The 25,431-nt window shown below is 46.7% G+C and carries 21 protein-coding genes; 7 read left to right on the top strand and 14 right to left on the bottom strand.

All coding sequences use genetic code 11. The features are described from left to right. The first annotated feature begins 24 nt into the window (after positions 1 to 24). Positions 25 to 822 carry a hypothetical protein gene (locus tag N646_RS23080; RefSeq protein WP_017821522.1) on the top strand — a complete coding sequence of 266 codons (798 nt, stop codon included), beginning with the start codon at positions 25 to 27 and terminating at the stop codon, positions 820 to 822. 47 nt (positions 823 to 869) lie between these two features. On the opposite strand, the gene speG is transcribed toward N646_RS23080, so the two are convergent. Next, positions 870 to 1,409, bottom strand: coding sequence for a spermidine N1-acetyltransferase (gene speG, locus N646_RS23075; RefSeq protein ID WP_005375417.1), 540 nt, complete (start codon positions 1,407 to 1,409; stop codon positions 870 to 872). Between the two features lie 246 nt (positions 1,410 to 1,655). On the opposite strand from speG, the gene N646_RS24810 reads away from it, so the two are divergent. Continuing rightward, entirely contained in the window at positions 1,656 to 1,808 is a 153-nt protein-coding gene (locus N646_RS24810; protein WP_005375418.1) for a hypothetical protein, read from the top strand. A 112-nt stretch (positions 1,809 to 1,920) separates the two neighbouring features. On the opposite strand, the gene N646_RS23070 is transcribed toward N646_RS24810, so the two are convergent. The 7 genes from N646_RS23070 to N646_RS23040 all read right to left on the bottom strand — a co-directional run bounded on the left by N646_RS23070 (position 1,921) and on the right by N646_RS23040 (position 12,089). Further along, positions 1,921 to 2,970, bottom strand: a complete 1,050-nt coding sequence (locus N646_RS23070) for a sensor domain-containing diguanylate cyclase (RefSeq protein ID WP_021707655.1) — start codon at positions 2,968 to 2,970, stop codon at positions 1,921 to 1,923. Positions 2,971 to 3,252: 282 nt separating this feature from the next. Beyond that, entirely contained in the window at positions 3,253 to 4,104 is an 852-nt protein-coding gene (locus N646_RS23065; RefSeq protein ID WP_017821520.1) for a carbenicillin-hydrolyzing class A beta-lactamase CARB-56, read from the bottom strand. A 326-nt stretch (positions 4,105 to 4,430) separates the two neighbouring features. After that, complete coding sequence (gene copI / locus N646_RS23060) at positions 4,431 to 4,997, bottom strand: copper-resistant cuproprotein CopI (protein WP_017821519.1); 567 nt, start codon at positions 4,995 to 4,997, stop codon at positions 4,431 to 4,433. A 77-nt stretch (positions 4,998 to 5,074) separates the two neighbouring features. Beyond that, positions 5,075 to 8,254 carry an efflux RND transporter permease subunit gene (locus N646_RS23055; protein WP_017821518.1) on the bottom strand — a complete coding sequence of 1,060 codons (3,180 nt, stop codon included), beginning with the start codon at positions 8,252 to 8,254 and terminating at the stop codon, positions 5,075 to 5,077. A gap of 2 nt (positions 8,255 to 8,256) precedes the next feature. Then, entirely contained in the window at positions 8,257 to 9,975 is a 1,719-nt protein-coding gene (locus N646_RS23050) for an efflux RND transporter periplasmic adaptor subunit (protein ID WP_017821517.1), read from the bottom strand. A gap of 164 nt (positions 9,976 to 10,139) precedes the next feature. Beyond that, a complete protein-coding gene (locus N646_RS23045; RefSeq protein ID WP_017821516.1) occupies positions 10,140 to 11,531 on the bottom strand; it encodes a TolC family protein in 1,392 nt (463 codons plus the stop codon). Positions 11,532 to 11,666: 135 nt separating this feature from the next. Beyond that, complete coding sequence (locus N646_RS23040) at positions 11,667 to 12,089, bottom strand: hypothetical protein (protein ID WP_017635236.1); 423 nt, start codon at positions 12,087 to 12,089, stop codon at positions 11,667 to 11,669. A gap of 315 nt (positions 12,090 to 12,404) precedes the next feature. On the opposite strand from N646_RS23040, the gene fdhF reads away from it, so the two are divergent. Further along, positions 12,405 to 16,643, top strand: a complete 4,239-nt coding sequence (gene fdhF, locus N646_RS23035) for a formate dehydrogenase subunit alpha (RefSeq protein WP_017821515.1) — start codon at positions 12,405 to 12,407, stop codon at positions 16,641 to 16,643. A gap of 377 nt (positions 16,644 to 17,020) precedes the next feature. Continuing rightward, complete coding sequence (locus N646_RS23030) at positions 17,021 to 17,392, top strand: hypothetical protein (protein WP_005375433.1); 372 nt, start codon at positions 17,021 to 17,023, stop codon at positions 17,390 to 17,392. 109 nt (positions 17,393 to 17,501) lie between these two features. Here N646_RS23030 and N646_RS23025 read toward each other — a convergent pair whose 3' ends face one another. From N646_RS23025 to N646_RS23010, 4 genes are all read right to left on the bottom strand, one after another. Continuing rightward, positions 17,502 to 18,599 (bottom strand): ABC transporter permease, encoded by a 1,098-nt coding sequence (locus N646_RS23025; protein WP_017635233.1) that lies wholly within the window; start codon positions 18,597 to 18,599, stop codon positions 17,502 to 17,504. Next, entirely contained in the window at positions 18,599 to 19,525 is a 927-nt protein-coding gene (locus N646_RS23020; RefSeq protein ID WP_017635232.1) for an ABC transporter ATP-binding protein, read from the bottom strand. Before N646_RS23020 ends, N646_RS23025 begins: the two co-directional genes overlap by 1 nt. A gap of 4 nt (positions 19,526 to 19,529) precedes the next feature. Beyond that, complete coding sequence (locus N646_RS23015) at positions 19,530 to 20,480, bottom strand: HlyD family secretion protein (RefSeq protein WP_017821513.1); 951 nt, start codon at positions 20,478 to 20,480, stop codon at positions 19,530 to 19,532. A 207-nt stretch (positions 20,481 to 20,687) separates the two neighbouring features. Next, positions 20,688 to 21,479 (bottom strand): PhzF family phenazine biosynthesis protein, encoded by a 792-nt coding sequence (locus N646_RS23010; protein ID WP_017821512.1) that lies wholly within the window; start codon positions 21,477 to 21,479, stop codon positions 20,688 to 20,690. 187 nt (positions 21,480 to 21,666) lie between these two features. On the opposite strand from N646_RS23010, the gene N646_RS23005 reads away from it, so the two are divergent. Then, positions 21,667 to 22,200, top strand: a complete 534-nt coding sequence (locus N646_RS23005; RefSeq protein ID WP_017821511.1) for a YbhB/YbcL family Raf kinase inhibitor-like protein — start codon at positions 21,667 to 21,669, stop codon at positions 22,198 to 22,200. A gap of 19 nt (positions 22,201 to 22,219) precedes the next feature. Continuing rightward, entirely contained in the window at positions 22,220 to 22,999 is a 780-nt protein-coding gene (locus tag N646_RS23000; protein WP_017635229.1) for an AraC family transcriptional regulator, read from the top strand. Positions 23,000 to 23,035: 36 nt separating this feature from the next. Here the strand turns inward: N646_RS23000 and arsB are convergent, their stop codons facing one another. Both arsB and N646_RS22990 read right to left on the bottom strand, forming a co-directional pair. Beyond that, positions 23,036 to 24,091, bottom strand: a complete 1,056-nt coding sequence (gene arsB / locus N646_RS22995) for an ACR3 family arsenite efflux transporter (protein WP_017821510.1) — start codon at positions 24,089 to 24,091, stop codon at positions 23,036 to 23,038. Between the two features lie 85 nt (positions 24,092 to 24,176). Beyond that, positions 24,177 to 24,518: an ArsR/SmtB family transcription factor gene (locus N646_RS22990; protein ID WP_009706198.1), complete on the bottom strand. Its 342-nt coding sequence runs from the start codon at positions 24,516 to 24,518 to the stop codon at positions 24,177 to 24,179. 270 nt (positions 24,519 to 24,788) lie between these two features. On the opposite strand from N646_RS22990, the gene N646_RS22985 reads away from it, so the two are divergent. After that, positions 24,789 to 25,373 (top strand): NAD(P)H-dependent oxidoreductase, encoded by a 585-nt coding sequence (locus tag N646_RS22985; protein ID WP_005375454.1) that lies wholly within the window; start codon positions 24,789 to 24,791, stop codon positions 25,371 to 25,373. The last annotated feature ends 58 nt before the right edge of the window (positions 25,374 to 25,431 follow it).

Here is a 25,431-nt window from a genome sequence, read left to right as displayed (position 1 = left end):
TTCAACATCTCAAAGGACTAAAAAATGAAAAATAAACTAGCGTTAGTGTGTACGACTTTGTTGGTTAGTACGCTGGCTCATGGTGCCGAGCATCGAGTAAAAGACAATAAAAACAAGTTGGCGGATGACCCAACAAAAGTCATCACGAAATTTGGCGCGTCGTACGCAAACAACTACGATTTTGATGATCAAAACATCTCATTCTCGGGCTCACTTGCGCTTGACCAAGCGCGCAAAATTAACCTGCGTATCAATGATGATGCGAGCGAGTGGCGTATTGGTGGCTCGTGGTTGTTTCCGGTCGGTATCGTGAACTTCAACTTCGGTAAAAATGAATACGTAAACGGCGCGGATCAAACCAACTACAGCGTTGGTACCTTTATGCCGCTAAGTTATTTCGGGATTGAGCCAGCAGGCTTCCAAATTTTCCCAATGGCAGGCTATACGTACAACACTGGTGATGTTCCTGTTTGTGACGGTGCAGAAAGTAGTCTCTGTAGCGAGCCTAACTTTACGGGGACGCCAAGTGCAGAGAATGGCTTCAACATGATGAGCTCTTCAGGCAGTAGCGGTTACGTTGGTGCATTTGCGCTGAAATTGTTTACCAAAGAGCTGACGTTAATCAGCTTCGCAGCAGGCACTTACGGCTCAGAAAACAGTGAAGGAGAGAACTACAAAGGCTTCTTTGGTGGTATTGGTCTTGGTTACCTCGTGAGCAAACGCCACTCTTTTAACGTAATGACGTTTGTCATGGACAACAACACCTATTTGGATGAAGCAGACAAGCGCATCGTGTTATCATATCAATATCAATTTGAATAAATAAAAACGCAGCCCAAATAGCTGCGTTTTTACTTTGATAGAATGAACTAGTGAATTGAGTTGTTTTCTTCGATCTTTTTCTGGTACTGGTGTTTTAATATATACATGCGCTTAACATCGCTGTAAGCGCCGTTAATAAAGTATTCTTCTACAAGGTGACCTTCTTCGATAAAGCCGCACTTTTTGTATAAGTGAATAGCGACTTCGTTATCCACTGCGACTAATAAGTAGATTTTACGTAGATTAAGAATTGAGAATGAGTAATCTAACGCACGATTAATCATCTCTGTCGCATAACCTCGGCCTTGATGCTCTGGGGCGATGATTATCTGAAATTCCGCGCTGCGGTGAATGTAGTTAATCTCGATCAGCTCAACTAAGCCAATTACGATGCCGTCTTCATCTTCGACGACAAAACGCCTTTCAGCGTCATCATGTATATGTTTTCGATAAAGTTCTTCGAGCTCGTCATAAGACTCGTAAGGTTCTTCGAACCAGTAGGCCATGATATTTCGGTTGTTATTCAGTTCATGAATAAAGCGCAAATCAGAACGCTCTAATGCACGCATTTTTAGGCCTTTCTTCATCATTTTTCTCCAATGAGGGCGGAGAATACCTCCGCACTTGATGCTAGAAAATATTACCTTATTTCACAAGAATAGCGCATCTTTTTTTGGAAAATATCCTGTGATTTTCAATGTGGAAACTTAGAGTTCACGACAAATATAAATTAATCTTTACGATAAAAAACTCGATTAGGTGCTTTGCCTAATATCGTATTAAATACCGCGCAACGACTTAGTGTCTTAATCTAAACAAACAAGGTATTCAATATGTTTTCAATCGGTGACGTAGTAGTAGCGACTAAAGGTATCGATCTTGGCGAAATGGTTGTTACAGGTTTAAGCAGTGGCGGTTTTTACACACATGTAAAAGCAGGCGAAAAAACACTAACTTACCCAGCTAAAGATCTTAAGAAAGCATAATTAAATTTGCTCATTCTTATTTTTAACTGGCTTAAAGTTCGTATTAGTTATTTTAAGCGGGTTAGAATCGATAAAAGGTAGCGCAATGAGTCGCTACCTTTTTTTATTTTTTCTACCTTTCTTCACCAATATGAAACTCAACGCGATTTCTTCCAGTTTCTTTTGCCTTGTAAAGTGCTAAGTCGGCGCGTTTAACTAATGGTTCAAATGAGTCGTCGAGACGACAGACTTGAGTTACCCCAATACTCGCGGTGAAGCTCATATCACAACCTGAATGTTGAACGGTCGTCGTTTCTAGTGCATTACGAATCGTTTCTAATGTGTCTAGAGCTTGCTGTGATGAGCGACTTCTTAATACGATGGCAAACTCTTCACCGCCAACTCTGGCAAGTAAGTCACAATCAAGTAGATGACTTTTAATAGTATTAACTGCATGGATCAGTGATTTATCGCCTGCGTCATGACCAAATCGGTCATTGAGGCTTTTAAAATTGTCGAGATCTAAAATAGCAACATGGAAGTCAATGCCCTGGGTTCGGTATTCATTTAGGCGGCTTTCGATTTGTCGCATGAACTCTCTGCGGTTTGGAATACCTGTTAGATCATCCGTCGTGGCGAGGTGCTCCATCTTCATAATCTGTATATGAAGGGCAATGTTTAAAGCAATCCAATTAGCGATGCACTGAAGCTGTGCCGCTTGTTCGTTTGTGTAAATGTGCGTTTGATGATGCGCAACATTAAGCGTTCCTAGGCAGACTTTACCGTGCATTAAAGGCGCGTCCATACACGTACCCATACCATTGGATGCGAGCATCATACAATCGATCTCATCAGATTGCGTAACATCATCGCAGATCATCAGTTGTTGCTTTTTGAACACTCGGCCAACAAACGCTTGATGAATGGGCACTAAAAATTCAGCGGGAATCGCTTTACTACCAGAGAAAGAGTAGACCTTTAGATGATCATTGTTTTCATAAAGTGTGATACTCGCACGGTCAGAATTAAATATACGATTTATCCATTCTGCCACCGTATCAAGTACTTGCTGTAGTGTTTCCGATTGAGCTAAAAAGTGAACAAACCCTATCGGCATACATATCGGACTTTCCATGTTTTGCATCGATAAGTCATCAGGGTTAAAAGTTCTTTCAAGTCTCAATAGACATCTCCTTGGCAATGTTGCAAATACCAACAATAAATTACGTGAAGCTATTTTGTAGAAAATGTGCTTCTTGGTAAGAGTATGGTTTAATTATCGCCGTTTGTGTGCATTTGGTTGCTTAATGTGGGCGTTAACTCACCCTAAATAAGTAAATCTTATACCTATTTATAAGTAAGTCATTACTCAATAAGTGATGTTTTTAAGATGGAAGTACAGAATGAGCCCTTCTGGAAGAGAAGGGCTAGAAAAGGATACAAATGGGGTCAGGTGAGTAGAGACTTAATTGTCTTTGTACTTTTGTAAAATCAACTGACTTATCTGCGCAACGAGCTGGTCCCTAGCTTGAAGTGAGAGCTCGGTTTCTGTGACATAAATACTAATGTAAACAGGTCGATGATTTTCCTTCCATATAATCGCGTTAATGCCACGCGAACCATGACCACCCGCACCAGAACGGTCTGCAATAGACCAACCTGTTGGTAATACAGAACGCATTAACGAGTCTGAAACTTTGTTGTCTTGCATCCAGATTTTTAATTGTACACGAGACTCATAAGACAACGTTTCGCCTTCGATCAAGGTTCGCAGAGTGTTTAGTATGGCGTTAGGTGTGGTTGTATCGCGGCTGTCGCCTGGTGTGGCTTCGTTCAAGCGAGGTTCTATTCTGTCTAGGCGCGTTGCTTTATCTCCAATTGTTCGCAGAAACATTGTTACGGCTTTAGGGCCGCCAATTTCATTTAATACCAAGTTGGCTGCAGTATTATCACTCATTAACATAGCGGCTTCACACGCGTGCTCTATGCGTGTGTTTTGGCCTGCGAGCTTATCCATCACTGGAGACCATACAACGATACTGCGCTCATCGACTTTTGCGGTCGCATTTTTACTTAGCTTACCGCTGTCCATATCACTTAGCATTTTGGCACAAGCTAGGGTTTTGAATGTGCTCATGAGTGGGAAGCGTTCATCGCCACGGTAATCCCAACGCTCGTCTGCTTGGGTATCCCAAACTGACACCCCAATTCTGCTTGAGGTTTGTTGCTCGAGGAGAGAAATGTCCTCATTCAGTTGGGACGCGTAACTTAGGGTTGAGCAAACCATTAGCCCAGCCAACAAAAATAACTTTTTCATGGATCGTGTTCTTCAATTTTAGTTTTAGTTCGCACCGTAGCGATGTCACGTAAACTATAACGAGCCAATACTCTAAACACTGTTAAATCTATGTCTATTTTATGTAGGATTCTTTGCAATACGCTTAAACGGTCTCAATATGGGGAGAAGAGTGTTGCTATCAAGGCCTGTAGTTTGGCTTATATATTACGTCGGTGATTCGGTCATAAAAATATCTTAGCGTGAGACACTGGCTCAGAATTTCTTATCATGAGCTAACGAATAGTTTGATCCAGAGAAATAAAAGGAGCTGAATCATCAGCTCCTTTGTCTAGTTGGATAATTACTTACAGTTCAATCTTTTTAACCATGCCCGATTCTGCATGGCCCGGAATGTTGCACGCGAACTCAACCTTGTTGTCACCGTGGAAGTGCCACAGTAATTGCTTCGCTTTACCTGGTTCTACCGTAACTGCGTTGCCTGAGTCATGCATGTGATCGCCGCTCATTGTCTTCATCATTTCGCGATGTTCTAACTGCTCTTTGGCAGAACCAATCGTGAACTCGTGGTTGATCTTACCTGTGTTCATGACTACAAACTGCACCACATCGTTTGGCTCAATCTTGACGTCTTTCTTGAACTTGATGGTCATGTCATCACCCAAGATTACGTGTACCACCTTGTCTGGCTTTGCCCCTTTCGCTGGCATACCTACTGCCGACATGCCCGGCATATCCATCATATTTGAATGGTCCATTTTACTGTGGTCCATCTTCATGCTGCCGTGGTCCATATTTTCATGCTTCATGTTGCTATGATCCATGTTTGCGTGGTCCATGTTTGAATGATCCATTTGGGCAAACGCAGTCGTTGTTGTTAGAGCTAGAGCAAGCGTGATTAGTGTCTTTTTCATTTTCATATCCTTGTTTTAATTCATTAATAACTTGGTTGCTTCCCCTCAAAACGACATGTTTGAGGGAAAGGTAGGGATTAAGCGTTGTTGTTTACATCACTAGCTTGTGTGCCAGCTTGGTGATTAGTTGCATTGCTTTGGCGCAACTCGCGTTGTTTCCACAGCTTGAAGATGGCTGGAAGTACCAACAGTGTCAGCAGCAGTGCCGATGCCATACCGCCAATCATTGGCGCGGCGATACGTTGCATTACTTCTGATCCTGTACCTTCGCCGTACATGATCGGAATCAGACCAATAATGACCGTCAGTACCGTCATCATTACTGGGCGAACACGCAGGCCTGCACCTTCACGAATGGCATCAGTTAGGTCTTTCGCTTCAAGCTTCTGTTGGCTCTCTTCCGCATCCAGCTTTTTGTAGTGCCATGCTTGGTTGAGGTAGACGAGCATGATGACCCCAATTTCAACCGCGACGCCTGCTAGGGCAATAAAGCCGACCCCAACGGCAATCGAGAAGTTGTAGTTGAGGATATGCATGAGCCATAAACCACCGACCATAGCGAGCGGTAGGGTAAGCATGATGATCATCACTTCGCCAACGCGACGGAAGCTGAAGTAAAGCAGTAGCATAATGATGGCGATGGTGATTGGTACCACGACACTCAAGCGGTCTTTCGCACGCTCCATGTATTCGTATTGACCAGACCAAGCCAGCGAGTAACCCGCAGGAAGTTCCAATTGATCAGCAACAACCTGTTGCGCTTCTACGACGTAAGAGCCAAGGTCACGACCATCGATGTCGACAAATACCCAGCCGTTTGGACGCGCGTTTTCCGTTTTGATCATCGGAGGGCCGTCTTCGTAACGAATGTCCGCTACATCAGCCAGCGCAATACGGGCGCCATTTGGTGTCACCAAAGGTAGGTTTTGCAGTTTAACCACTGAATCACGGTAGTCTTGTGGGTAACGAACGTTGATTGGGTAACGCTCCAAGCCTTCAATGGTTTCACCCACATTCATGCCACCCACCGCAGTGGAGATCACTTGCTGAACGTCTTTGATGCTTAAGCCATAACGCGCTGCGGCACGACGTTTAATGTCGATCGTGACATAACGACCACCTGCTACACGCTCAGCGTAAACCGATGCGGTGCCTTGTACGCCATTAAGAATTGGCTCCAACTGAGAACCGATCTTCTCAATCACTTTCAGGTCAGGTCCGGCGATCTTAATGCCGATAGGGGTTTTGATGCCCGTTGCCAGCATGTCGATACGCGTTTTGATCGGCATTACCCAAGCGTTAGTAAGACCAGGGAACTGAACCAGCTTGTCGAACTCTTTGCGCAGTGACTCGGTTGTTACCCCTTCACGCCATTGATCGCGTGGCTTCAACTGAATCACGGTTTCAATCATGGTGAGTGGCGCTGGATCGGTTGCGGTCTCAGCTCGGCCAATCTTGCCCCATACGGTTTTCACCTCTGGAACGGTTTTGATCAGTTTGTTGGTTTGCTGTAGAAGCTCACGCGCCTTACCAATTGAGATACCCGGATAGGTCGTTGGCATGTACATCAAGTCGCCTTCATCCAGCGGCGGGATGAACTCGCTACCCAGTTTACTGGTTGGGTAGTAAGCCGATGCCATCAGACCTAATGCGATAACAATCATGGTCTTAGGGTATTTTAAGCTGGTGTTCAACAGCGGACGGTATAATGCGACCAAGCCACGGTTAACTGGGTTTTTGTGCTCCGGTAACACCTTACCGCGAATGAAGTAGCCCATAAGCACAGGCACGAGCGTGATTGCCAAACCTGCTGCCGCTGCCATGGCGTACGTCTTAGTGAAGGCAAGTGGCGAGAACATCTTGCCTTCTTGGCCTTCTAAGGCGAACACCGGTACGAAGCTAAGAGTGATGATCAGCAACGAGAAGAACAGCGGTGCGCCAACCTCTTCTGCGGCTTTACCAATCACTTGCCAGCGGTTTTTATCGGTCAGTGGCGTTCGTTCAATGTGCTTGTGAACGTTTTCAATCATCACGATTGCACCATCCACCATGGCACCGATGGCAATCGCAATACCACCCAAAGACATGATGTTGGCATTGATGCCTTGCCAATGCATTACGATAAACGCACTAAGAATACCAACCGGTAGGCTCAGAGCGATAACCAACGAAGAACGAATGTGGAATAGGAACAACGCACACACAATCGCAACGACGATGAACTCTTCTGCAAGCTTCTTCCATAGGTTTTCTACCGCTGAATCGATAAGGGTAGAGCGGTCGTAGGTTGCCACAATTTCCACGCCTTCTGGCAGGCTGCGTTGTAGGTCTGCGAGTTTGTCTTTGACTTTCGCAATCACTTCACTGGCGTTTTCACCAAAGCGCATCACGATAACGCCACCGACCGCTTCACCTTCGCCATTCAGCTCTGAGATACCACGGCGCATTTGTGGACCAAGGTTAATGTCTGCGATATCACCTAATAGCAACGGCGTGCCTTTCTCAGTGACTTTTAGCGGCAGTGACTTGATGTCTTCAATGCTGGTTAGGTAACCCGTGGTACGAACCATGTGTTCGGCTTCCGCAACTTCGATAACGGACGCGCCGGTTTCTTGGTTGCCGTTTTGGATTGCCATGTTCACTTGTTGCAAAGTGAGGTTGTACGCACGCAGCTTGGCAGGATCAATCTGCACTTGATACTGCTTCACCATACCGCCCACGGTCGCGACTTCAGAAACGCCATCCACGGTTTGCAATTCGTATTTCAAGAACCAGTCTTGCAGGCTGCGAAGATCCGCCAAATCATGCTTGCCGGTTTTGTCCTGTAATACGTAGCTGTAAACCCAGCCCACACCCGTTGCATCAGGACCTAGCGTTGGTTTTGCGTTCGGTGGCAGCTTTGGTGCTACTTGGCTTAAGTACTCCAACACGCGTGAACGTGCCCAGTACATGTCGGTATCATCGTTGAAAATGATATAAACGTAAGAGTCACCAAAGAAGGAGTAGCCACGAACTGTCTCAGCGCCTGGCACGGCAAGCATGGCGGTGGTGAGTGGGTAAGTGACTTGATCCTCGACGACTTGAGGAGCCTGACCCGGATAGCTTGTCTTGATGATCACTTGCACATCAGAAAGATCCGGAATCGCATCAACAGGCGTATTCTTTACACTGTAAAGTCCGCCTAATACAAGGGCTAAGGTCGCGACCAACACTAGGAATCGGTTGCTCAGTGACCAACGAATAATTGCATTGATCATAATTAACCCTCGACGGCTATTGTTGCAGGAACTAGCTGTTTAAGAACATAGTCAGATCCTTGTTTTTCAACTAGAAACCGAACTTTCTGTCCTTCTTCAAAACCCGATAGATCAACATCTTCACCCACAGAGAAGTTCATCTCGCCAGCATCCCAGTTCCATTCTGCAACCGGTAGGTGGTTTAAGGTGATCATGCCAAAATCAGTCATCAGCATGCTAATGTCACCAGTTAGCCAAACTTCTGCGGCAATGACGCTGTTGTCTGCCTTATAGTCGATGATTTGGTACTGACCGGACTCCGTCTTTTGCATTTCAAATTCGATAGCCTGACCTTTTTTCAAGTCACCCATTTCAACGCCATCTGCGAAAGTGAAGTTCATTACCATGCCCGGCCAATCCCATTCTGGTACAGGCTGGTGGTTGATGGTCAGCATGCGGTGATCTTTCATCACATCCGTGATCTCACCTTTGGCCCATGCCGTTTCTGCCGCTGCTTCTACACCATTGATGCGAGACAGATCCGCCGACTGGCTTGATTCAGAATCGAGCATGAAGTGAGATGAAGTAACGATCTTATCGCCTTGTTTAAGTCCTTGTAATACTTCGATTTGTTCGCCAGCTTCACGGCCAACTTCAATTCGAGCTGAGCGGTATTTGCCTTCGCCCTCAGCCAGAACAACGCGAGTCATACCGCCAGAGCGAATAACAGATGATTTAGGAATCGTTAATACTGCGTGGTCAGTAACAGGCTGCAAGGCAATATTGGCGAACATGTTTGGCTTCAATGCGCCATCTGGGTTAGGGAATTTAAGGCGCACACGCAACGTACGTGTTTTCGGATCGAGGATTGGGTACACGTAATCTACGACACCTTGCCATTCATTGCCCGGAATCGCGTCAAGGGTCATCGTGGCTTGAGAACCCGCTTTCATCCAGTGCGCTTGACGCTCAAAGACTTCCGCATCAACCCATACATTGTCCAAAGGACCTGCACTGATCACCGCTTGAGCAGGAGACAAATAGCCACCTTCACGCACGTTTAAGCTCGCGATAACGCCATCAGCAGGCGCTTTGATTTCAATGGTTTGCGATGCTTTACCACTACGAGTAATGGATTTGATTTGAGCGCGGTCAACACCAAGCGTTACCAAGCGTTCGGTCGCGCCTTTTACAAGACCTTTGCGGCCAGTGCGGTACGCATTCAGCAATTCTTCTTGTGCTTTAACCAGTTCTGGAGAGTAAAGCGTGAAAAGCACATCGCCTTTCTTCACTTTCTCGCCCACGGCATTGATGTAGAGTTTTTCTACCCAACCCGCCACACGAACGTTGGTTTGCCATAACAGACTTTCATCAAAGGCAATATAGCCAACCGTTTCGATGCGTGGTGATAGCTGTTGCAGTGTCGCGTTTGCGGTTTTAACCCCGAGGTTGTTTTCTACTGAAGGGTCAATAGTCACCGTACCAGGTGCGTCCTGTTCGCCGGATAGGTCTTCTGCGTAAACCGGAATCAAATCCATGCCCATTGGGGATTTACCCGGCTTGTCGCGTTTGTAATTCGGATCCATTGGGGCAACCCAGTAAAGCGGATCATTAGAGCTTGCAGCAGATTCGCCACCCATCGCACTCATGTCGTGAGTCGAGCCCGCAAGAAAATGATTAGCACCAAACCCTAAAGCACCACCAACAATCAGCGCGATAGTTGCAATTTTTAATGTTTTCATTGTTTTACCTTATTTTCCCCTTCACATTTGACGCTACAGCGTTGTTGCCTGCTCTCGTTCACCCAAATCACATAGAGGATCCCTTAGTTTGTTAGGGAAAGTGCTCATGGGATTCTCTCGTTTGCCGCCTAGCTGTAGCCCCAACTGTCTTGGGGAATCACAAATTAATATGTCGAAATAGAGCGAGCTTCCGGTGAAGCCACTTGGTAGTCGAAACCACCGAGTAGGGTGGCTAAATTGCTGTTTGCGATGTTGAGATCGGTCAGCAGACGTTGTTGCTCTAATTGCAGAGCCAACTCGTCTGTGGTGGCAGAAATCACATCGTTAAACTGCGCTGTGTTGTTTTGATAACCTCGCTCAACGGCTTGAATGCGCGCTTTCGCTTGAGGCAATAAGGTGGATTGATAACGTTCTAAGCGTTGGGTTAAGTTGCCGCGATCAACCAGCAAAGTGTTCACCTTGGCATTCATCTGCGTTAGTAAGGTGTCTTTTTGCGATTGTGCCGCGCCAACTTGGTATTGAGCGGCAGCAAGATTGCGATCTTGGCGGTCACCTGTGAACAGCGGAATGTCCATGGTGAGGTAAGCGCTGACCAAATCAGAGGCGGGCTCACCCATCATGTTGTCGGCTTGGCGGTAGGCGTACATTACTTCGACGCCAAATTGTGGGTTGTAGGCTTGCTTAGCAATTTCCACCTGCGTTTTATTGGCAGAAATACTGACGTCGGCCATCTTAACCATCGGGTGTTGGCTGAGTTGTTGATAATGCTTGGTAGAATTCTGACTCGCAGCAAGTTTGCTGTTCAGTGTGTCCCAGTTCAATTGATTGCTCGCGTGCAGAGCCTGTTCGTTTGCCAACCAATCTGACCCCAACCATTCGGAGAGTTGAGAGATAAGACGACGTTGCATTTGTGCGTTGGCTTGCAGTTTCTCATCCAACTTGCTGACTTGAAGTTGGGCGTTAAGCAGATCTTGCGCTTCACTCTTACCAATCGAATAGTTGGTTTGAATAAAGCTTTCCATCTCCTTCATCAACTTGCGGTTCTCAAGCATGATTTGCTCAGCGCGTTGCTGGTAACCAAGTTCTAACCAAAGTTGAGTCATGCTGTTGGCTACCTCAAGCTCACGAGCATGCACTTGAAGCCCAAGGCCGTCGGCTTGTTGATTGGCTTTCTTCTGCTGTAAATCAAGCGTAGAGCCACGCTCAAACTGTTGCATTAAACCAACGGAGATGTTGGTCATTGGGTCTTCATCGAATTTGAAGCTGTCGACAGGCAAGCCACCAAAACCTACTTTTAGTTTTGGGTCCATCAAGGTCGCACTCGCGACGCCCGTTTCACGCATGGCAGCAGATTGCGCTGAGTATTGCTTACGATTGCCATCGTTACTCAAAGCGACGTTGATCAGTTGGGCAAGCTTGGTCGTTGAAGCTCGCTCACTTGATGCGGAATTTTGCGCTGCGTGCGTCTCTTTACCTGCGGCGTTAACCAAGGTTGGCGCAGCGACCAGAGCCACCATAAAAATAGGTGCAGCTAAGCGGTATGGTTTGATATCCATAATCTAAATCCAGTGTTCGCCGGATCGATGGAGGTGCTGATTTTATTGCGGGAACAGTAAAGCCTTGTCACCTCATCGTTCAGGCGCATTAAAACAACCTGCGATACACGCGCAGGGTCGAATGCTAGGACGGATTTAGGCTATAGGAGGTCGGTATAGGTCGCGGCTGACGTGTACGACTGGGGAAGCAACTTCAGGAGTAATAGTTGCGCGATAGACGACGGGCATTGGGCTATTGATAGGATTCGGTAGGGGGACGAAAACTATCGTACACGCGGCAGTGCAGCAGGTATGAACCATGCCAGAGCCTCCACCACAGTTCATGCTGGTTTCTCTTGCATCGCCATCTTCGGACATAGAAGCGTCTGTCATGGAGACGTCCATCATGCCGGGCATACCGCAGTGTTCGCTGTCACTCATCATAGAAGGATGATGAGCCATGCCAGTAGACATCATTTGAATATTCATCAACGGCTCACTGTTCGCCACACTAGATACCAATAGTACTAGCGTCGTGAAGAGAGTTAACCAGATTGTATGCAGCGATTTTAAGTGCATACCTTTTCCCATGTGTTTGATGAAAATGATGAAAACCCTTCGATTCTAAAGGTTAACCTAAGGGTAAGGTCAATCATTTATTACTCTTATTATCAAAATAGTCCACCCCTACAGTTTTCGCACTTTCGAGGGAGTAAAACGTTTGTTAAACACCGAGTGTTGAAAGTTAGCGAAAGAAGCCCTCGCTTTTTATGACACGTGAAAAATGTGGTTTATAAGTTTTACATCACACTAACTTGTCTTACAAATGATTATCCTTATAGAATGCATGGTTTTACTTGTGCAGATTTGGATTTGCTTTGCTGCGGGGGTTGCATGATAGAAATTGTCATCGATGGAAAATATAGAATTGTAGAAGAGGGTCTAACCCTTTTAGAAGCAGCAAAAGTGTGTGGGGTCGAGATCCCATCGCTGTGCGGAATGAACAAAAGTAATGAAAAAGTACCGTGTGACTTGTGTGTGGTTGAAGTCGAAAGCGGCGGTACTAAGCGTGCGTGTGAACTCGAAGTTTACCGCGGCCTTAATGTGGTCACGCAATCAGAACAACTAAGCGAGCACCGCAGAAAAGCACTTAACCGCATCATGACGGACCATTACGCCGATTGTGAAGCGCCATGTAAAACCGCGTGTCCTGCGGGCGTGGATATCCAGTCGTACCTTTATCACATTGCACAGAACGATCATCAAAAAGCGATTGAAGTGATTAAGCGTACGCTTCCTATGCCACTATCGATTGGCCGTGTATGCCCAGCATTTTGTGAGAGCGAATGTCGCCGCTCGTTAGTCGATGAACCAATCGCAATTCGTCAGCTAAAACGTCACGCCGCGGATGCGGATTTGTCTGCGCATGAAGCCTACGTACCGGAAAAGAAACCAAGTAAAGGTTTGAACATTGCCGTCGTGGGCAGTGGTCCTGGTGGTCTAACAGCTGGCTACTACTTATCGAATGAAGGCTACGACGTTACGGTCTTTGAATCCATGCCAAAAGCGGGCGGTTGGTTGCGTTACGGTATTCCTGAATACCGTTTACCAAAAGACATTCTCGATAAAGAAATCGAATTGATGTGCCGCAACGGTATGCAAGTTCACACCAATCAAAAGCTAGGTGTGGATTTCACGCTTTCTCAATTGAGCGAAGAATACGACGCGGTGTGTTTGGCGGTCGGCGCGTCTCAAGCGGTCGAAATGCATTACACAGGCAGTGACCTTGAAGGTTGCTACTTAGGTGTTGATTACCTCAAAGATTACGTGACTGAGCAAAACTATGTAACGGGTCAGAAAGTCGCGGTGATCGGCGGTGGTAACACGGCAATTGACTGTGCTCGTACTGCGCGTCGTGCTGGTGCAGACACCACGTTGATTTACCGTCGTACCCGTGACGAAATGCCGGCAGAAGACTACGAGATTGTTGAAGCGGAACACGAAGGGGTGAAATTCCACTTCTTGACCAATCCTGCAGAAAACCTTGCCGATGAAACCGGACGCGTGAATGCGATTCGTCTAGAGCGCATGGCGTTGGGTGAGCCGGATGCATCTGGTCGTCGCAGCCCTAAACCAACTGGCGAGTTCTTTACCGAAGAGTTCGACACCGTGATTGCAGCAGTATCGCAAAAGCCAGATCTGAGCTTCCTCGAAGGCGAAGATTTGTCGATTCCACTTACGCGCTGGAATACTTCTGATGCCGATGAAAAGACCATGCACACCGGCACGGGTAACATCTTCAGTATTGGTGATTTCCGCCGTGGTCCAGCAACGGCAGTTGAAGCGGTGGGTGATGGTCGTGTTGCGGCAAAAGCAATAGACCTATTTTTGAATGGTGATATGGCGGATATGCCAAAGGCGGCGTTCAACTCACGAAAAGAGAAGAAGCTCTCTCAAGTCGATCCGCTTCACTTCGAGAACATCCAGAAAGTTGCTCGATCTATCATGCCTGAGCTGACTCCAGTACAACGCGAGCAAAGCTTCGCTGAAGTGGAGTTGGGCTTTGATAACGAAGAAGCAATGAAGGAAGCGGCGCGCTGTCTAGAATGTGGCTGTCAGGCAAATACTGATTGTGCGCTGCGTGATTACTCCACCGAATATGAAGCTGAGCAAAGCTTTGACTTCTCCTTGCAGATTAAATCACACCAAGATTGGCTAGATCTTCGTGCGAAAGACTTGCGTCATAAGTACGAAGTTGACCGCAGTTCTGAGTTTATTGAGTTTGATGCTAACCGCTGTATTAGCTGTGGTCAGTGCATCCAAGCGTGCCGCGACAAAGCCGTACACGGTGTACTGAACTTCGTGTGCGATAAACAAGGTCGTCCTGCATTACGTCCTGACGATCGTCCACACTTTGGAAGTAACAAGAATGGCTTAACCCTAATGGGTGATTCGAACTGCGTGCAATGTGGCGCGTGCGTTCAAGTGTGTCCAACGGGCGCAATGGTCGATAGTCGTGACCGTTCACAAGGTCGTACCGAAGATCTGAAAGCGGTCGACACCATTTGTACATACTGTGGTGTGGGCTGTAAGTTGACTATGTTCGTGGATGAAGCAACCAATACGATTCGTTACGTGAAGGGCGGTGACTCGCCAGTGAACCAAGGCATGCTGTGTGTGAAAGGGCGCTTTGGTTTTGATTTCATTGGCAGTGAAGAGCGTCTTACCACGCCATTGATTCGTAAAGACGGTTGGTTGCAGCCTGCAAGTTGGGAAGAGGCGATTCAACTGATTGCGAGCAAGTTCTCTGGCATCAAGCAAGATTTTGGCAGCAACGCATTGGCGGGTTTCTCTTCAGCGAAAACCACCAACGAAGACAACTACGCGTTCCAAAAATTTGTCCGTCGTGAACTGGGCACCAATAACGTCGACCACTGTGCGCGTTTGTGCCACGCATCGAGTGTAACCGGTCTTGAAGCGTCACTGGGTAGTGGTGCAATGACCAACGACATTCCAAGCATTAAGCACTCGGATGTGATCTTTATTATTGGTTCGGATACCACATCGGCGCACCCGATTATTGCTTCACATATCAAACAAGCAATTCGTCACCACGGCGCTCGTTTGATTGTGGCTGACCCGAAACGTGTCGATATGGCAGAGCATGCTGAGCTGTATATGGCGCACCGTCCGGGTACGGATGTGATGCTCCTAAACGGTGTCATGCAGCAGATCATCAAGAACGGTTGGTACGATCAAGAGTACATCGAAGAACGTGTCGACGGCTTTGATACCTTACTGCAAGAAGTGATGTCGCCAGCCTATAACCTCGATAAAGTGGAGTTGGTTACGGGCGTAAAAGCCGAAGACATTCAAGCAATGGCGCGCATGATCGGTACAGCAGATCGTACGGCTGTTTACTACTCGATGGGTATTACTCAGCACACGACAGGTCATGACAACGTGCGTTCTATCGCTAACCTGCAATTGCTGTGTGGCAACATCGGTATTGAAGGTGGTGGTATTAACCCACTACGTGGTCAATCTAACGTGCAAGGCGCGTGTGATATGGGCGCTTTGCCAAACAGCTTCCCGGGCTATCAAAAGGTATACAACCCAATTGTGCGTCAGAAGTTTGCGATTGAATGGAACGCACCAAATCTGCCTTCTGAGCAAGGTCTAACCCTGACAGAAATCATTGATGCGGCTTGCCATCGTGACGTTCGTGGTATGTACATCATGGGTGAGAACCCAGTGTTGAGTGACCCGAACCAAGCGCATGTGATTGAAGGTTTAGAAGCGCTCGATTTCTTGGTAGTTCAAGACATCTTCCTAACGGAAACCGCGCAATACGCGGATGTGGTTCTGCCTTCTTGCTCGTTTGCAGAGAAAGCGGGTCACTTCACCAATACGGAGCGTCGTGTTCAGCGCGTGAATCCGGTTGTCACGGCGCCGGGTGAAGCGAAAGAAGATTGGTGGATTATCCAAGAGATCGCCAATGCCATGGGTAGTGATTGGGATTACCACTGCGTGTCTGATATCACTAATGAAATTGCACGAGTGACACCTCAATACGCGGGTCTTCGTTGGGATGCCATTACGCCAAACGGTGTGCAATGGCCTAGCAACAAGAACAACCCTGCGGGTACTCGCATCATGCACCAAACCCAGTTTACTCGTGGTAAAGGGCAAATGGTGGGCGTACCGTTCCGTTATGCGGCTGAGCTGCCAGATGAAGAGTACCCACTTGTGTTAACGACGGGTCGCGTACTTGAGCAGTTCCACACTGGCACCATGACGCGCAAAACCAAAGGGTTGGATAACCTTGCTGGCCCTCGCGCAATGGTTAGCGTGGAAGACGCAGAAGCACTTGGCATCAGTAATGGTCAGCGTCTGACAGTGTCTACACGTCGCGGCAGCATTGAGATTGATGCCTTTGTGACTAAGCGGATTCAAAAAGGTGTGGTGTTCATTCCTTTCCACTTTGTTGAATCGCCAGTCAACCGCCTAACGACAACGGCAACTGACCCGCATGCGAAGATCCCTGAGTTCAAGGTCGCTGCGGTTAAAGTGGAAGTGAGCGAAAAGACAACGCAGACAGAGTCTCTCGAAGATAGTTACCAACACGTTTAAATTCGGCGAGTCACGTTGTTGTGGGCACTGACAATTTGAGCCTAGTTGATGGGCGGATAATCTACTCTTGATTTCCGCTCTCACTACATTCACTCGGATTGTCTTTTTCTTCAAACTCCTTTTACTTTTCTGTTATCACCGCGCTCCGGTTAGTTTTCCTTTCTTACTTCTTACTTCTTACTTCTTGCTGTCTCTGTGGCGTATTTTTGTTCAAGCCCATGATGAGAGTGCAATAAAGTTTGTTGTTGAGCTTGTCATAGAATTGACTGTCTCTGACTGTCCCCTGTTATTTGGGCAAGTTCTATAACCTAAACTTTGCTCGCTTCCTATACTGAATTAACGAAGCAAGATTTTTATAACAACAAGAGGAAGCTTGTATGACAAGAACAACCTCATTTGCACTCGTTTTATTACTTATGTGCGCATACTTTGGTTACAACCGTTATTATGTATACCCCCAGCAGTTGGAAACACAGGCGAAATCGATGCTAATACAAATGGCAAATCGCGAAGAGTGGGTAGATGTGTTTGAGATGATGAATCGCGTAGACGCGCATAAGGGCCATTTGGAACTTGTTGCTGACGTGACATCCTCTGATGGTCAGCGAGCGTACAGTGAAGGTATTATCACGTACACGGATCGCGAAGGCGTTGTCTGTAAACAGGTAGTGTTCAACTTTAAAATAAACTCTTTGAAAAACTACAATATTTCCGATTTACGAGATTGTTCCTACGGTGAGTACTATTAATATTGTCTGAGAGTTGAGCTCGATAGCACAGTGTATGAATACACCAACAAAAAATAGCCCTTCGTTGGGGCTATTTTTGTTTTTAAGGAATGAACGCAATATCGTGGGATTAGTCGAGTGATTTTTTGAAGCGAAATGAAGCGACAATAAGGCCGATAACAGTGAATCCAAGTAACCAGACTGTATCTCGCCATAGCTCCATTAAATCTGCACCACGCAACACCACACCACGAATAATGCGCATAAAGTGAGTGGCAGGCAGGGCTTCTGAGATCCATTGTGCCGCGACGGGCATTCCTTCATAAGGGAACATAAATCCGGACAGAAGAATCGATGGCAAAAGAATAAACACCGTCATCTGCATGGCCTGAAGCTGTGTCGTCGCAATGGTGGATATCACCAAACCTAAGGTTAAACTCGCGGCGATAAACAGCAGCGTGCCAAACAGTATCTGACTAATGGCGCCGTTTATTGGCACGCCAAATATCCAGTGCCCCAAGCCTAAAATGATAAACACCTGTATCAGACCAACAAAGATGTAGGGAATGATCTTCGCCACCATGAGTTCGATGGAGTGGATTGGCGTAGTAATCAGTAACTCTAAATTGCCGCGTTCCCGCTCACGAACAATGGCTGCACTAGTGAACAAGATCATCGTCATAGTCAGAATCACGCCCAATAAACCGGGGACAATGTTCACCGCCGAGCGCCGACTCGGGTTGTAATACAGCGCAACTTCAAAGGTTTTGGTTGGGGCAGGGCGTATCTCAAAATCAAAATCCGTTAACGGCATGGTTTGTAGCGAGAGAATCGCAGAGCTGATCATGGTGTCTGAACCATCCACAATCCACTGTCCAAGTTCTCGACCTTGCACCATACGTTGGGTTAAGTCGCTAGGCAGAATCAAAGCCGCTCGTACCAAGCCGTCTTGAATGGCTTGCTCGGCTTCTGATGCGGTAGCGAAGGTTTCGACCACATCGACCACTTGTGTGACTTTGACGGACTCGGTAATCACGCGCCCGGCAGTACTGCCACTTTGATCGACGACGCCAACGGGAATGTTGCGAATATCGGTATTAATGGCAAAGCCGAACAGCAGGAGCTGAATCAACGGGATCATCACGACCATGCCAAAGGTAATGCGGTCACGTGAAAGCTGACGGATCTCTTTGATCATTACCGCTTTCATACGGGCAATAGATTTCATCATTGGCGACCTTCTCCCGTAACACTGACAAACACATCTTCCAAGCTCGGGCGAGCAATGTTCATCTCGCAGCCCTCAAGCTCTGGAAAGGTTTGGGTTAACCATTCGATCGGTTGTTCGATGTGCTGGTGGATCAAAATGCGTAAGCGAATGCCGAGCTGTGCGGCAGAACGGACTTCTTCGCGTCGAATGACTTTCTCTTTTAGCTCGCGTAAGTTATCCGCTTTGACTTCGACGATGTTAACGCCCATTTGCGTCATGAGTTCTTCTGGCTCACCATCGGCGCGGATTTCCCCAGCTTCCATGATAGCCAGACGATGGCAACGCTCCGCTTCATCCATGTAGTGCGTTGTGACCAAAATCGTCGTACCTTGGTCAGAGAGATCAAACAACTGCTCCCAGAAATCGCGTCGGTTCTCTGGGTCAACCGCAGACGTGGGTTCATCGAGAAACAACAGTTCTGGTTTATGCATGGTGGCTGCGGCGAGAGACAAGCGTTGTTTCTGGCCGCCGCTCATTCCTCCGACGCGCTGTTTACGCAGTTGGTCGAGACCGTAGGTGGCTAGTTGTTCTTCGATGCGAGCCTTTAGGGCCTTGGTTTCCATACCAAAGATTTGTCCAATAAACTCAAGATTCTCTTGAACCGTCAGGTCATCATAGAGGGAAAACTTTTGTGTCATGTAGCCAATCTTGAGGCGCAGCAATTCCGATTGTTTTGGGATCTCGAGTCCTAGTACATCAACATTGCCCTCACTTGGGCTGAGTAGGCCTGTTAACACACGAATGGTTGTCGATTTACCGCAGCCGTTGGGGCCAAGAAAACCATAAATACTGCCTTTGGGCACATTAAGCGTGATGTTGTTGATGGCGGTGAAGTCACCAAACTTCTTCACTACATTTTCAGCTTGAATCGCGTATTCGGTCATTGGCTTACTCCACCAAATCCACTTGCGCTGGGATACCTGAAGGCAAGGATTGTGCGGAGTCTTGTAGGTCGACTTCTGCTAGGTACATCAAACGCGAGCGTTCTTCCTCGGTAAGCGCGAAATAGGGCGTGAATGAAGGCTCAGTTGCTACCCAACGAACGGTGCCGCTATACGGTTGCTCAACGCCATCTACATGCACGTTAACCGTTTTACCCGGCACAAAGTCGACTCGATAGTTAGCAGGAACATAAACGCGAGCGTATGGGACGCGGCTGGCTTGAATTACGGCAACAATACCATTAACAGGAACGCGTTCACCAAGGTTAAACGGTAGGTTATCTAACAAGCCATCTCGCGTGGCCGTGATGGTGAGTTCTGCCAGCTTTTGTTCTTGCAGTGCTACATCGGCTTTTGCAGCCATGAGTGCGGCTTTCGCTTGTTCAATATCTTCAGGGCGAGAGCCAGCCGTCAGTTTACTGAACTCTTCTTGTGAGGAGTCCAATTCAGCGCGGGCAGAATCTCTGGCTGCTAAAGCGGTGTCTTTTTCTGATTGGCTGATGAGTTTCTTGCGGACTAACTCCGCTTTACGTTGGTAGTTCTTTTGCGCTTCAACCAATTGAGCTTCCGCTCTGGCAACGCGTGCTTGCGCTGCGGCAATGTCTTCTGGTCGCTCACCATTGGTCAATTTCAAAAGATAGGCGTCAGCCTTGGCTTGTTCGGCAACTGCGTGAGCTAAAACGGCTTCTTGGTTCTTTGTATCGAGCTGAACCAGCACTTCTCCTTCGGTGACTTGGCTGCCTTCCTTAATGGGTAGGGCACGAATTATCTCGCTAGAGGTGGCAGTGAAGGTTACGCGGTCACGTTCTAATGTGCCAAGGGCTTGCTGTCCGTCATCTTTGGAACAGGCAGTTAAAAGAGTCAGGGCTAGGGTGCCAAGAATGATTCGCTTCATCATGCGACGCTTCCTCTAAGAAGGTGAGCTCGAACTCGTATCAAGCTATAGAAGAGTATGGGACTGCATTCAGTGTAACGTGAGTCAGTTTTGTCCGGCTAGGAAGTTAATTCCTTCAATATTCATCAATTGATTAATTATTGAAGCTGGCTTGATCCTGCGGAAGCCGTGCTTTACTTGGCTCTTTTAAGTTGATTACATGAAAATCATTTAAACAAAAATCTTGCCTTTCATGTAGAGCACGCCGTCGCCAGATACTCTTACTTGTTCGCCAGTAACTTCACAGTGCAAAATGCCTCCGCGCTGAGAAGCTTGGTAAGCGACCAGTGATGTTTTGCCTAACGCTTCTGCCCAGAACGGTGCTAACCCAGCGTGAATCGAGCCAGTTACGGGGTCTTCGTCACCACCATTTGCAGGCCAAAAGTAACGAGATACAAAGTCTTGTTGATCGCCTTTTGCGGTAACGACCACATCGTAAGGAGCGAGTGTCTTGAGGTGCTCTGAACGGTATTGAACCTCAAGTACCTCCTGCTGGTTGCCGACCACCACGAAATACGCTTGAGGGCTAAGCAGTACGCGTTCCACATCGCAACTTAGGCCTTCAATCAATGCCGAGGGAATATCAGAAACGGCTTTTGGAGGACGAGCAGGGAACGTCATCTCGATCTTACCTTGCGCATTCTTCTCTACGGTGAGGGTCCCTACTTCCAGAGTATGAAATTCAATCGTGCCATTAATGCCAAACTCATCAAACAGAACTAACGAAGAGGCCAGTGTTGCGTGTCCACAGAAATCGATTTCAGTAATCGGAGAGAACCAACGAATCTCATATTGGTTTGCGCCAATGGACTTTAGGAAAGCCGTCTCTGATAAGTTGTTTTCTGTCGCGATATTTTGCATCAATTCTGGGGCTAGCCATTCCTCTAATGGTATCACCGCTGCTGAGTTGCCTTTGAATTGCGTATCGGTGAAGGCGTCCACCACGTAGATATCCAATTCCATTTTCCTTCCTTGTTCCGTGAGCGATTAATTAGCATAAACCAAGTGCAATTAAGAGAGTAAGAAATTTGTGTTAGAATCTTAAAGTGTCAAAATTATAGATTATTTTGTGTTTTTTGATACTTACTGACAAGGGTTCGGACTGCTGGGTACTTACACTAGTGTTGAATTCATTGAAAGGAAGAAAAACATGAAAGCGATCTACAAATCAGTTTTGGCATTGAGTGTTTTTGCGGTCGGTTCTGCCCATGCATTTGAACTCGTGAGTAGAGATATTCAAGAAGGCCACCCGATGGCGAAGACATTTGAATACTCTGGTTGGGGATGTGATGGCGGGAATCAATCACCACAATTGATGTGGAAAGAAGCTCCAAAGGGCACAAAAAGTTTTGCGATCACCGTGTATGACCCCGATGCGCCAACAGGCAGTGGTTTTTGGCATTGGATAGCGTTTAATATTCCATCCACCGTTAGCGAGCTGCCTCGAGGCATTGATATGAACAAGTTAGGCGGCAAAGAATCTCGTATTGACTACGGCACAACGGGGTTCGGCGGCGCGTGTCCTCCAAAGAATGATGGGATGCATCGTTACCAGTTTACGGTGTGGTCATTGCCAACTGAAGAACTGAATTTGGCTGAAAACACGCCTCCAGCCATTGTAGGGTTTACTTTGAATAGTGTTGCTTTGGGTAAAGCGACATTAACCACGACTTACACGCGATAATTGAATATAAGGGGAGAGAATGGGTCACCAATATCAGGTTACGCTGTTTCGTGCGGAGCAGCAGCAGAAGCTTCGTAATGTCAGGATTCACTCCCCAAGCCTTATTCAGATTGTTAAGGGGAGTAAACATCTTTTCTGGAAAGATGAAGTACTCGACATCCATGATCCAAATATCATGCTTTGTGAAGCAAATGCATCCCTAAATTTTGAAAACCTTCCTCTACAAGGGCGATTTCTTTCTCGAATGTTCAGTTTTCACTGTGTGCCTAGCGATGAAATGTTGGAGCTAAGCATGAGCAACGCATTAGGAAACTATGTACCCGTTGTTGAGACAGATAAAGCATTGAAAGCGACGTTAAATGCTTTGTTTTCGTTTGAGCGGGAAAGCTTAAGTGAAGCGACACAACGCTATTGGATTATGGGCCTATATCAGCAGCTAGCTGAGAGAGGGTTATTGCATCGGTTGTTCTCGAGTTCACATATCTCTTTTAGTCAGAAACTTAGTCGTTACTTATCGCGCTCTCCAGGGGAGGAGCATCCATTAGACATGGTCGCGGGGCACTTTGCTATGAGCCGAGCAACATTGATACGCAAACTGAAACAAGAAGGTACCCAGTATCGTGAAGTATTGGCGGAAGTGCGCTTAAATCACGCACTTTACTTGATGCAAAATGGCTCGTATAACGTTGCTATGCTCGCACAGTTGTGTGGTTATCAGTCAGAGGGGCGTTTTAGCCAACGCTTTAAAAGTAAGTTCGGCCTAACGCCCAGCGAGTATATTAAAACGGTAGTGAGTTAATGTTTTACCGCTTTTGTATTTTTTGTGCTTTTTAGGTTAGCCATAATATTTGGCTTTCATTCGCAATGCTACATTCACCAAAGCAATCAACACAGGCACTTCGATCAGCGGGCCAATGACACCAGCAAAAGCTTGGTCTGAGTTTAGGCCAAACACCGCGATAGAAACCGCAATTGCCAATTCAAAGTTGTTGCCTGTTGCCGTGAAAGCAATCGATGCATTTTTGTCGTAGTCGATGCCCATTTTCTTACCAACGAAGAAGCTGACAAAGAACATCAACACAAAGTAGATAGCCATTGGAATTGCTACACGGAATACATCCATTGGCAGTTCAAGAATCATTTCACCTTTCAAGCTGAACATCAGTACGATGGTCGCAAGCAGGGCGATAAGCGTAATTGGTGAAATGCGTGGGATGAACACGTCGTTGTACCATTGTTCACCTTTCGCAGCGACCAGCCATTTGCGGCTTAGGAAGCCCGCTAGGAATGGAATACCAAGGTAAATCAGAACACTTTCCGCGATGTCCATCATCGAGATATCAACCACGAAACCTTCGTAACCAAAGACTGGTGGCAACACAGTGATGAACAACCATGCCATCACACTGTAAGTCACGATTTGGAAAGCGCTGTTTAGTGCAACTAGGGCTGCGCCGTATTCTTTGTTACCGCCACCGATATCGTTCCATACAAGCACCATCGCAATACAACGAGCAAGACCGATCAAAATGATACCAACCATGTAACCCGGATGATCACCTAGGAAAGTCAATGCAAGGATGAACATCAAAATAGGGCCGACAATCCAGTTCATGACCAAAGACAGCGTGATCGCTTTTTTATCTTTCGTCACTGTACCTAGCAGGTTGTAGTTCACCTTTGCGAGTGGCGGGTACATCATCAAAATCAAACCAATCGCTAGCGGTACGTTTGTGCTACCAACTGACATTGACTCGTTCCACTCAGCAACTTGAGGGAATGCTGCGCCAATACCTACACCGATTGCCATTGCAACAAAAATCCACACCGTTAGGTAACGGTCCAAGAAGCTCATTTTGTCGCTGGCACTATTTAAAACTTGAGTAGTCATAGTGTTCTCTTATTCGTTTATCGTCGAAAGGCGATAGTTAAAGGTATAGTTTATCTGTGCACGCCTGACCAGCGTGCAAAGGGAATTAATCAAATAACTTGGAAAATCCTAGATTGAACTGATCAAACGCGTCGCGTTGAATGCGGTAACACACCTTAGGTGGGTTTGGCTCGGCGCTGATAAAGCCAGCTTGCTTTAGAATACGCAAGTGCTCGGAAACAGTAGATTGCGCAAGACCGAGTTCAGAAACCAAATCACTGTTCAAACAACCGCCCATGGTATCGAGAGTGTGCAGGATATGCAGAATGCGCAAACGTGCTGGATGTGACAAAGCTTTTGCTTGTGCTGCTAGAGTTTGTTCTTTCTCGAGCTGTTGTTGTGTTGTCTGAAAAACAACTTCGCACGTGTCGTTGCACTTATCACTCATTCGCTGGCCTTAATAGTTAATCGTCGAATTGCGATAAAGTGTACGCCTGCTCTGTGGAAGATGCAACAAATCGATGAAAAAATTAATCGGGAAATAACGATGAATAAAAAGTTGAAAAAATATCTCTTTTAAAAACAGTAATATAATCAAAATTCAAGTAGGTTACTAAAAGTTAACTAATTGCACTATATTTCTAGGTTACCATAATAAACCACATCCGACGCACAATGGTTATTGCGTCATCTTGTGAACTTATTTAAAGGTAATCCCATGAGCAACGTACTGATCATCAATGCACACGAACCATCACCATACTCAGAAGGTCGTCTAAACGCTTCTCTTGTCGACAAAGCACAGACGCTTCTGCAAGCAAAAGGCCATGAGGTTCGCGTTGTGACAATGCAAGATGAGATCAACGTAGATGAGCAACTCGCACACTTTGAATGGGCTGATCGCGTGATCATCCAAAGCCCAATCAACTGGATGTCTGTGCCTTGGTCATTCAAAAAATACATGGACGACGTGTTTACTGCGGGTATGGGCGGCGCACTGTGTGCATTCGATGGCCGTAGCGCAGAAGAACCAAAGAAAAACTATGGTACAGGCGGCACTCAAACCAACAGCAAATACATGCTGTCACTGACATTCAACGCGCCAGAAGAATCGTTTGATGATGAGAACGAATACCTATTCCAAGGTAAAGGCGTGGACGATTTGATGTTCCACATGCACGCTAACTTCCGCTTCTTTGGTATGTCAGCACTGCCTACATTCGCTTGTTACGACGTGATGAAGAACGCAGATATCGAAAACGATTTTGTTCGTTTCGAAGCGCACATTAACGAAAACTTCTAATCCTTTTAGAAACATAGTGCGAACTGAATGATGAATTGAGATGGACTGCTGCATGCGG

Origin of the sequence: Vibrio alginolyticus NBRC 15630 = ATCC 17749 (genome assembly GCF_000354175.2) — a bacterium.
Classification (GTDB): Bacteria; Pseudomonadota; Gammaproteobacteria; order Enterobacterales; family Vibrionaceae; genus Vibrio; species Vibrio alginolyticus.
This window is presented reverse-complemented; position numbering and strand designations above follow the sequence as displayed.

What these genes read in the sequence shown, in the direction of transcription:
- N646_RS22990 (WP_009706198.1), bottom strand. Translation starts at nt 24,518, where the DNA reads ATGAGTGATAAGTGCAACGACACGTGCGAAGTTGTTTTTCAGACAACA.
- N646_RS23005 (WP_017821511.1), top strand. Translation starts at nt 21,667, where the DNA reads ATGAAAGCGATCTACAAATCAGTTTTGGCATTGAGTGTTTTTGCGGTC.
- N646_RS23055 (WP_017821518.1), bottom strand. Translation starts at nt 8,254, where the DNA reads ATGATCAATGCAATTATTCGTTGGTCACTGAGCAACCGATTCCTAGTG.
- N646_RS23015 (WP_017821513.1), bottom strand. Translation starts at nt 20,480, where the DNA reads ATGATGAAGCGAATCATTCTTGGCACCCTAGCCCTGACTCTTTTAACT.
- N646_RS23045 (WP_017821516.1), bottom strand. Translation starts at nt 11,531, where the DNA reads ATGGATATCAAACCATACCGCTTAGCTGCACCTATTTTTATGGTGGCT.
- arsB (WP_017821510.1), bottom strand. Translation starts at nt 24,091, where the DNA reads ATGACTACTCAAGTTTTAAATAGTGCCAGCGACAAAATGAGCTTCTTG.
- N646_RS23030 (WP_005375433.1), top strand. Translation starts at nt 17,021, where the DNA reads ATGACAAGAACAACCTCATTTGCACTCGTTTTATTACTTATGTGCGCA.
- N646_RS23065 (WP_017821520.1), bottom strand. Translation starts at nt 4,104, where the DNA reads ATGAAAAAGTTATTTTTGTTGGCTGGGCTAATGGTTTGCTCAACCCTA.
- N646_RS23020 (WP_017635232.1), bottom strand. Translation starts at nt 19,525, where the DNA reads ATGACCGAATACGCGATTCAAGCTGAAAATGTAGTGAAGAAGTTTGGT.
- fdhF (WP_017821515.1), top strand. Translation starts at nt 12,405, where the DNA reads ATGATAGAAATTGTCATCGATGGAAAATATAGAATTGTAGAAGAGGGT.
- N646_RS24810 (WP_005375418.1), top strand. Translation starts at nt 1,656, where the DNA reads ATGTTTTCAATCGGTGACGTAGTAGTAGCGACTAAAGGTATCGATCTT.
- N646_RS23025 (WP_017635233.1), bottom strand. Translation starts at nt 18,599, where the DNA reads ATGAAATCTATTGCCCGTATGAAAGCGGTAATGATCAAAGAGATCCGT.
- N646_RS23010 (WP_017821512.1), bottom strand. Translation starts at nt 21,479, where the DNA reads ATGGAATTGGATATCTACGTGGTGGACGCCTTCACCGATACGCAATTC.
- N646_RS23080 (WP_017821522.1), top strand. Translation starts at nt 25, where the DNA reads ATGAAAAATAAACTAGCGTTAGTGTGTACGACTTTGTTGGTTAGTACG.
- N646_RS23000 (WP_017635229.1), top strand. Translation starts at nt 22,220, where the DNA reads ATGGGTCACCAATATCAGGTTACGCTGTTTCGTGCGGAGCAGCAGCAG.
- speG (WP_005375417.1), bottom strand. Translation starts at nt 1,409, where the DNA reads ATGAAGAAAGGCCTAAAAATGCGTGCATTAGAGCGTTCTGATTTGCGC.
- copI (WP_017821519.1), bottom strand. Translation starts at nt 4,997, where the DNA reads ATGAAAAAGACACTAATCACGCTTGCTCTAGCTCTAACAACAACGACT.
- N646_RS22985 (WP_005375454.1), top strand. Translation starts at nt 24,789, where the DNA reads ATGAGCAACGTACTGATCATCAATGCACACGAACCATCACCATACTCA.
- N646_RS23050 (WP_017821517.1), bottom strand. Translation starts at nt 9,975, where the DNA reads ATGAAAACATTAAAAATTGCAACTATCGCGCTGATTGTTGGTGGTGCT.
- N646_RS23040 (WP_017635236.1), bottom strand. Translation starts at nt 12,089, where the DNA reads ATGCACTTAAAATCGCTGCATACAATCTGGTTAACTCTCTTCACGACG.